Source organism: Clostridium lamae, from assembly GCF_033043255.1.
Taxonomy (GTDB): Bacteria; Bacillota; Clostridia; order Clostridiales; family Clostridiaceae; genus Clostridium; species Clostridium lamae.
On record NZ_JASCQJ010000068.1, the window covers coordinates 1 to 8814 of the forward strand.

Here is an 8814-nt window from a genome sequence, read left to right on the forward strand (position 1 = left end):
ATTATATTCAAACTCTCTATATTAAATTTAGGCTCTGTTTTAAACTTATGTTGATAATGGAAAGTATAAAATTGCAATTCTATATATTAAGTATATTATTATAAAAAATTTGTTATAAATTCAAATATAACTTTAAATGGATTACTACCTTTAAATATACTTATACCAATTAAAATTACACCACTAGTTGTTAATAACCATCCTAATGTACCATTAATCATGAAATAGAACTCTAACGAAAGAATAATTACTCCCAAAATTAGAAATATTGTATTAGGTATTTTTTTCATTTACATCACCTCTGTATTGTATTACTCAAAATTAATTTATTATATAATACCTTAGTTGATATTAATAAATAATCTTTATTTAGGCTTTTGATATAGGTCACGAATAAAAATGATATTCCAATAAAATAAATTAGTAATAACACTATAGTTAATTTTGCTTCTTTGACTCATTTAATTTGAAAAATTCTATAATTCCAGCAACTAACCAAAACACTGCCCATATATTAAAAGACTTATTTAGAATCATTGATATTACCATACTAAAAAATACTACAAATGAAAGAATAGCTCCACTTTTACTTGGCTTAATTTTATTTTGTAAAAGCAAAACTAAACTATATACCATTGACATCATAATAAATGTAAGAAATATAAAAAAAATAATCTTTAATACATCCATAATCTACTCCCCAATAAGTTACAAAAAGCTTATTATAAAATTTAATAATGCCTTTTAATAATTTCACTATACTATACTAAGAATACTTGTGTTAATCTCGCAGATATCCTATAAGTGCTATTATTATTCCTGTAAGAATTCCTATATCTACTGAAATATTTTTCTCTTCCTTCTTTTTATTAATTATAACTAAAAGTTTTCCTATTATAATAAAAGCCCCTGCCGTTCCAATAATAATCTTACTAAAGGTTGAACTAACTGTAATGTCTCTAACAAGAACTATACTTACTGGAATAATTATAATTAATACAGCTATATAATATAGTATTGTAGTTAACTTCCCAGTATAGCTATAAATTAATAGGTTTAACTTTTTATCTTTCAATTTAATGAACGCCCTTTCAAAAGTAAAATTATCTCATTTAACTTATTTAAAAATTTTCCTTACTATCTTTATATTTATAATTAGCATAGCAATTCCTTAATAGAAATATTAAAACTAAGATTAAAAATAGAGTTACAGTTATAAAATAAATTTTTCCCCATAAAGGTTTACCTTGTTTAAAGCTAATAAATATTAAAAAACTAAATAAAGATATTAATAAAGATGACGGCAATGTTATAAATATAGTGTTCATTATAAGCCAATGTCTTCTTTCTTTATCACTAGCTATAAAATCATTTTTTAGTAAATGAATTTCTACTTCACTACTATAAACAACACTAAACTTACAATTAATTATTTTTATAAATCTTTTGGGTTTTAGATATACTCTATTAAGTGTTACGAATACATCTATATCTCTATCTAAATAAAGCTCTGTTTCATACACTGCATAAAATGGAGATTTATCTAAAAGTGATAAATCAAGAATGTAAAGAGGAATTAAAGCATAAGAATATTTATTTCTATATTTCCTCTCTTGTTCTATCCTTAAAATATGCTTTCCTTCATTTGCACGATGACTAAAAATAGATTTTATATTTTTAATTTCAACCCCATCAATAAATACTTTAATATAGTCATCATCCTTAAAAATATTTGTTTTATTAAATATTTTAATATTATAGATATTCAATAGAAATTTCATCCTTTCTAAAATACTTAAAGATATTTCTCGTATACTATTTTATATATAAACATAGTAATTTCAATTTTTTGCCTTTTCTTTAAATATATTCACTGTTTCTCTCAACAACTAATGAGTAAGCTTTATTTTAATATATCTATAGTATTTGAATTGGCAGCCTTTGTTGCTGGAATAAAACTTGAAGCTAGTCCTATAACAATTGATATTACTACAGCTAATAATCCTGTGAATAAGTTTGGTACTATTACTAGTTTTAAGAATAATGATATTATATTGGCAACTATTATTCCTAAAATATACCCAATTGTTCCTCCAACTATAGTAATTAATATTCCCTCTAGTAAGAACTCTCTTCTAATATCTCTTTTTCTTGCTCCAAGTGCCCTTTTTATACCTATCTCCCTAGTTCTTTCAGAAACTGATGTGTACATCATATTCATAAGTCCTATACTTGCTATAAATAAAGAAATACCTGCTACAGCTGCAATAAAAGTAGTTATAGTATTAAGCACTCCACCTAATAAATTTACTATTCCACTTGTATCTATTATTTCATATTTTCCTTCTACCCTATTTCCTTCAATTGAATTTAGAGTATTCTCTATTTCTTTCATACTAGCTTTTACATCTTTATCTTTCTTTAAAGTAATACTTAATCCAGCTACTTCTTTAATTCCTGAAAAATATTTATCGTATGTATCTTTAGGAATTTTTACATCTCCACCCATATTTAAAAAACTTATTTCTTCTTCTTCTGGTGCTTTTTTTATTCCTACAATTTCAAAGGATATTCCATTTATAGTAGCTACTCCCCCTATTAACGGCTCTATATCGTCAAAGCTATTTAGTAAGCTTTGCTCTGACATAAATATTACTCTGCTCTTAAGCAAGTTATCATTTTTAGTTAAGTTTCTGCCAAAAGCCTCTTCTTCAGAACTAAAATCATCTACTGCCTTAACTAAGGCATTGATTTTTTTACCCCTAATTTCAAATTCCATTAGTTCACCAAAGGAATTATCATTATATTGAAATTCTACGGATTCAACTGAATCTAAGCCTTCAACTTTATTTTTATGTTTATTACTGAAGAACTCTATATTTGATGTGTTTTGCATATAATCATCTGGAGTAAAAGTTGCCATAAGGACAACTGAACCATCAGTTTCTCCTGTAAATTCCTTAATAGTTTTATTTTTAAAACCTTGTCCTAATGCTACTATTGCAATAACTGATGTTATACCTATTATTATTCCTAGCATAGTTAAAATTGATCTTTTTTTATTTCTATTTAGATTTCTTAAGGCAGCAAAAGCTAAAACTTTAAATTGCATTTTTTTCTGCCTCCTTAAGTTCTCCATCAAAAATTTCAACTATTCTCTTTGCTTTATTAGCCACATTTATATCATGGGTTATTAAAATAATAGTTATTCCTTCTTTATTTAAGCCCTTAAATATTTCAATTATTTCTTCCGAAGTTTTACTATCAAGTGCACCAGTTGGCTCATCAGCAATTATTATATCTGGATTATTTACTAAGGACCTAATAATTGATATTCTTTGTTGTTGTCCACCTGATAATTGATTTGGATATTTATTAATCTTATCTTTTAAATTTACCTTCTCTAAAAGTTCATTGACTCTATTCTTTGTTTTCTTTATTCCACTACCCATATATAACATAGGAAGTTCTATATTTTCTTTAATAGTTAATCTATCTATTAAATTGAAATCTTGAAATACAAAGCCAATACTCTTATTTCTTAGCTTACTAAGTAAATCATCATTTAAAGCTTTTATTTCTTTTCCATCAAGTAGATAATCCCCTTCAAATTCCTTATCTAATAGACCTAATATTTTTATCATAGTAGATTTACCAGAACCTGAAGGTCCCATTATAGCTAAGAATTCTCCCTTTTCTATTTCTAAATCTACATCTTTTAAAGCATGTAATTTTTCTTCCCCTGAAGTATAATATTTATTTATCCCCTTCAGTTTTATCATATTAAACTTCCTCCTTACTATCTTCTGAAGGATTTAATATTATTTTATCTCCTACCTTTAAAGTATCATTTTGAATTATATAGTTGTCATCCTTAAGAGTTGCTGTTATTTCTATCTTTTTATTATTTTCACCTTCTGCTAACATAACATATAATTTTCCTGACTCCTCTATAACAGAACTTTTAGGTATTAATATTTCCCCTGAATTTACTGTTAATTCCACACTAAATCCAATTTTCACACTTTCATCAGGTTTAACATAAAAGATATATAAAGAAGAATTTTGATCCGCAGACATAGTTGGGATATCTTCAATCTTACTTATCTTGCCAGTAACCTTACTATTGTTGCTTACGATTTTAATATCTACTTTACTATCTACTTTAAGTTCTTCAATATCAAACTCTGAAGCCTGTGCTGCTATTAATGAATCTTCAGAAATTACTCTCATATATTCCTTTGTAGGATCTTCTTTATTTATATAAACTTTTCCACTTATTTCTGATATTACAGATTTCACGACCTTTTCTTTTAATGAATCCCTCTTTGAAATAGTATCATTTAAACTTATTTGTAATTCTTCTATTGCACTACCACTATTCAATTGATCTACTGAATCTAAATTTTCTGGATTTTGATTATTGTTAGCATTAGCTTCTGCTTCTTTCTTTAAAGCTTCTGCCTTACTTTCTCTTTCCTTTTCCTTCTCTATTTTAGAACTCAAAGAATTTATTTGTCTATTTAACTCATCTACCTGCTCTTGAATAGCTTCATTATAGTAATTGAAAAGAACAGTGTCCTTTTCAACTATTTGCCCATCTTCAACAAAGACTTCATTCAATTCACCCTTAGATGGATCCAAAACTACCCTTTGTTCATTACTTATGATACTTCTTCCCTTAAACTTCAATCCTGAAGCATCTTCTATTGTGAAATATTCAATTGTACTTTCTTGGTTCGTTGCTATCTTTGGCTTATTTTTAACATATAAAGCTCCACTTATTGTTAAAATTAAAGCTACTATAAATACAATAGTACCTATTATTAATTTTCTTTTATTCATATAATCCCCCATAAAATATTATTGACTTTGGAGTTATCATCCAATTATTTTTTTCAATCATTTTATTTAAATAAACTAACTACTATAGAATAAAGGAGCTATATAAAACAGCTCCAAACTTAAAACTTATTAATTATACCTATATATTATCAATGTACTTTAAAATAAATTTATATATTTTTAATTTATAAACTACCTTTTAAATTATTCCTTAACAAAGTATATATCTTTCTTTTTATAAATAAAGAAAATCATTAAAGCTGGAAAAATTAAACCTAAAGGTGTAAATATACTTATTCCAGAAGTAATTACTCGATATATAAGTGATAAAACTTCTATTCCTATAAACATGTATGCTCCTATAGGCTTCTTAGCCAAAATTAATATTACAGATACAGTTATTATTACTGATATAGCTAATGTTATAAATATTTCTGCTATATTTATTTCTGCTGATGGATTAACTAACCCCATATTTTCATAATAACTATTCATGAAATCTGCACCAAAAATATTAATTAGACATCCTAATATAACTATGACTTGTCCCAAAAAATCTAATATGGACATGGTAATAATTCCTGCCCCTACAGTTTTTCTTTCTACCGTATTTTGCATTGATACTCCCCCTCATTTTTCAATCAATTTGTTAAAATATATACTTATTTAAAAAGAACATTAATTTTTAAAAATTTAAATACACATATTAATTATATAGTAAAATCTATTTTCTTATGATAATACGCTTTAAATGTAAAAAAATCGTCCTAAAAGGAATTTACAAATCAGTTTTAGACTTTTTTAACTTACAAAATTATATATTAGTATTATTTATATATCTAGTTATAATTAATGATGCAACAAGAATACATCCCTGAAATAACAAAAATTCATAAATATCATCACATAGTATAACCATAGCTACAAAAGTGAAAAGAACATTTATACAATATACTTTTCCATAATCAACCTTACTCATATTCTTCTTTAATACTTTCTCTAGTTAACATATCAGTAAATGAATAAAAAAATCCTAAGGCAATTCCATAAATCAAATACTATCTTAGACAAAACTACTCCAGCAATACAAACTAAAATATTTTTCATTTTCTATATTCCTTCCTAATATAAATTTTCTTAAATACATTTCATCCTTGTCCATTTTTATCATATTATAAAATTAACTTTAATATTTTATTTATGATTTAAATGCAAAAAATTAAGCCTTAAATGAATATATTAACTCATTTAAAGCTTGCTATCTTATTATCTACTTTGTACCAGGGGTTGTAGGATTCTTGGAATCCCACTTGCTAATCTTCCATACTACCAATTATTCTCTATTCTATGCCATTTTTTTATTTTTGAAATTTTATTTATTGTACACTTATTCAAAAACATTGTTATGACACCGCAAAAAAATACTAGCATTTCTGATATTAAACACTCATTATTCTCTATATTACTTATTAAATTAGAATACCATTTAGATCCTGGTATGAACATAATTAATATTCCTATTAATATACCTTTCAAAAATCTAAATTTATCTTTTTTATCTATATTTGCTATTATTTTTTTCTCAAATTGTAAATACTGAATTAATATTAATGGAACAATAGGTTTAAAAATCCAACTTATTATATATAGTTCACTAAATTGAAATATATATAATAAACATACTCCTACTAATATTGTTCCGCATATAATTACATTAACTATCCTTACTACTTTTTTTTCATAGTATGTTTTAGTAAAAGATACTATGTATATTATTATATACCAACTTGGAATCATTAATGAAAAGGTATAGTTATTATCTGAAAAACCACTCATTATATAATTATCCCACCTTATTAGACTTCTTCATCTTTTGAGATGTCTTTTCAATTTTTCTTATCATATATTTTGAGGCAAGAATATAAAAAACTCCAACTACTATATATTCTATATACATTATTATCAAATTATATTTATTTATATATAATCTCTCATTAAAAGGAATATATAGTATAGCTGCTAACATAGCATAACCATAAAATACTCCAAAATCTAAATTCCAAAGTATTTTTTTAGCATCATAAGTTTTTTCATATATTTTATTTCTAAATATAAATGAAATATTTATTAAAATAAATGCTATTATATGCATAATTATTAAATCATCATTGATTTTTAATGAATTATATAATAATATTTTTCCTCCTATATAACAAAAAAGAAATATATATTCAATATACTTTGGTTTGTTAACTTCAAAATTTGCTACAGCATAATTTATAGCTACAGCTATCATCAATATAGGCAATATATGTTGTAATTCTCCTGATACTCCCATAAATTCTCTCACTTCAAATTATTTTTATAATATATCTTTAATTAAATTTCATTACTAATTTGCTATATTTACCTAATGTTGTTTTATTATAATAAAAATTTATACTCATTTTTTAATATCAGATTTAAATGCAAAAAAATAAGCCTTAAAGGAATTTTAAACTCATTTAAAGCCTCACTTACAATAAATATAGAATTTTAAAAGTGGTATCTACTGTAACTTTATATTATCAATATAATCATTACCCATTACCTAATTGAGTCTCCTTAAGATATGGAACTATAAACAAAGATGTAACTATAAAAGCAATATCACTAATATTTGAAAATAGTATCTTATCTATTTCAGTAATCAAAAAATAGAGATAAATATAAATTGAAATATTAATCACAGATCCTATAATCAATGCTAAATTAATCTTATTTATAAATTTAGTAACACTATAATATTTTTTCAAATTATTATTTAATATATATATTGATAAACCAAAAAGGCATACTTTAATAATTAATAAATATGTTGTCTCGCTAGATATAGCAATGGCAATAACATATATAATAATTCCACCAAGGCTATAATGAGTATTAACCATTCTACTATTAACTTGTTTTTTTACATTTATCTTTAAATTATCAATATTTCTTAATGAATAAATTAGGAAACTTATATTAACAAGAAAGGCTATAATTAAACCAGTATATATAATCAAACTATTAAATTTCCAATTTATATTAGGTAATATTATAGTATAGATAATAAAAATTATTGACTTAATAATTAATTCAATATCTAATATCCTTTTCAATTCTAGAGAAGTAATATTTTTATCTGTTCTATTTATTACGTTGTTCATTAGTATAAGAAATAATTCTCCATAGAATAAAATCATTAGTACTGGTCCATTTTTTAAACTTGATAAGCTTTCCTCACCATTCAATATTATAGTTATAATTAATGTCATAATGTACATAATTATTGTAATTAAAAATATTTTTTTTACTCTTTTTTTACTCTTCATTTATTATATCTCCATTTTATTCTAAATAAGATGAGTGATAATTATACTTGTCATATATTTTTTATTAACCACTCATCTAAATATTTTTATTATATATAGTTAAAGCTTTTATCTTAATTCCACATTATTTATGATGCATATAAACAAGGACCTGTAACTCCCCAATAGAACTCTATACCAATACCTCTATCCAATGCTGTAGCAATCTCTTCTATAAATGTACCAACCTTCCATGATACATACCATGACAATACTGTTCCTGCTAATCCTAAAGTTCCAACTAATCCTGCTTTTATAGCATTAAGTCCCCATTTTATTGAATTATATACCCCAGAAAATCCTATTACTGATGATAAATATGTAGCTTCTATTCCCCACATCCTTAAATTCTGTTTTAATAACGAATTGCTCCAATATCCCCCACCTTCAACATATTCCATTTCATCACTGTCAATTTCCACATAGTTATTTGGTAATTGTAAAGCATATTCTCTTTTTTCAAAGGAACATCTTCCTCAGTTGCCTTCGTAAGATGGGCTTTCACACTAAATTCAGCCAAAGCTTCATTAAGTGTTCAATGCCAATGCACTCATTTTCTACTTTGTATCTTTAT

Annotated in this window: 13 protein-coding genes; all 13 read right to left on the bottom strand. The window is 24.7% G+C overall.

What is annotated here, in order from left to right; translation table 11 throughout:
* Positions 1–98: 98 nt before the first annotated feature.
* Entirely contained in the window at positions 99–290 is a 192-nt protein-coding gene (locus tag QK892_RS17940; RefSeq protein ID WP_317274916.1) for a hypothetical protein, read from the bottom strand.
* Between the two features lie 148 nt (positions 291–438).
* On the bottom strand, positions 439–690 hold the full coding sequence (locus tag QK892_RS17945; RefSeq protein ID WP_317274917.1) for a hypothetical protein: 252 nt from the start codon (positions 688–690) through the stop codon (positions 439–441).
* Between the two features lie 91 nt (positions 691–781).
* Entirely contained in the window at positions 782–1075 is a 294-nt protein-coding gene (locus QK892_RS17950; RefSeq protein WP_317274918.1) for a hypothetical protein, read from the bottom strand.
* A 46-nt stretch (positions 1076–1121) separates the two neighbouring features.
* The gene (locus tag QK892_RS17955; RefSeq protein WP_317274919.1) at positions 1122–1769 is read right to left on the bottom strand and encodes a hypothetical protein; all 648 of its coding nucleotides are present in this window, start codon (positions 1767–1769) and stop codon (positions 1122–1124) included.
* A 134-nt stretch (positions 1770–1903) separates the two neighbouring features.
* Complete coding sequence (locus tag QK892_RS17960) at positions 1904–3112, bottom strand: ABC transporter permease (protein ID WP_317274920.1); 1209 nt, start codon at positions 3110–3112, stop codon at positions 1904–1906.
* Positions 3102–3782: an ABC transporter ATP-binding protein gene (locus QK892_RS17965; protein ID WP_317274921.1), complete on the bottom strand. Its 681-nt coding sequence runs from the start codon at positions 3780–3782 to the stop codon at positions 3102–3104. The genes QK892_RS17960 and QK892_RS17965 overlap by 11 nt, the downstream gene beginning before the upstream one ends.
* A 1-nt stretch (position 3783) precedes the next feature.
* Positions 3784–4845, bottom strand: coding sequence for an efflux RND transporter periplasmic adaptor subunit (locus QK892_RS17970; RefSeq protein ID WP_317274922.1), 1062 nt, complete (start codon positions 4843–4845; stop codon positions 3784–3786).
* Positions 4846–5049: 204 nt separating this feature from the next.
* Complete coding sequence (locus QK892_RS17975) at positions 5050–5463, bottom strand: hypothetical protein (protein ID WP_317274923.1); 414 nt, start codon at positions 5461–5463, stop codon at positions 5050–5052.
* 196 nt (positions 5464–5659) lie between these two features.
* Positions 5660–5824 carry a hypothetical protein gene (locus QK892_RS17980; RefSeq protein ID WP_317274924.1) on the bottom strand — a complete coding sequence of 55 codons (165 nt, stop codon included), beginning with the start codon at positions 5822–5824 and terminating at the stop codon, positions 5660–5662.
* Positions 5825–6171: 347 nt separating this feature from the next.
* Positions 6172–6681 carry a hypothetical protein gene (locus QK892_RS17985; RefSeq protein WP_317274925.1) on the bottom strand — a complete coding sequence of 170 codons (510 nt, stop codon included), beginning with the start codon at positions 6679–6681 and terminating at the stop codon, positions 6172–6174.
* 7 nt (positions 6682–6688) lie between these two features.
* A complete protein-coding gene (locus QK892_RS17990; protein ID WP_317274926.1) occupies positions 6689–7183 on the bottom strand; it encodes a hypothetical protein in 495 nt (164 codons plus the stop codon).
* A 241-nt stretch (positions 7184–7424) separates the two neighbouring features.
* Positions 7425–8201 carry a hypothetical protein gene (locus QK892_RS17995; protein WP_317274927.1) on the bottom strand — a complete coding sequence of 259 codons (777 nt, stop codon included), beginning with the start codon at positions 8199–8201 and terminating at the stop codon, positions 7425–7427.
* A gap of 128 nt (positions 8202–8329) precedes the next feature.
* On the bottom strand, positions 8330–8641 hold the full coding sequence (locus QK892_RS18000; RefSeq protein ID WP_317274928.1) for a hypothetical protein: 312 nt from the start codon (positions 8639–8641) through the stop codon (positions 8330–8332).
* Between the last annotated feature and the right edge of the window lie 173 nt (positions 8642–8814).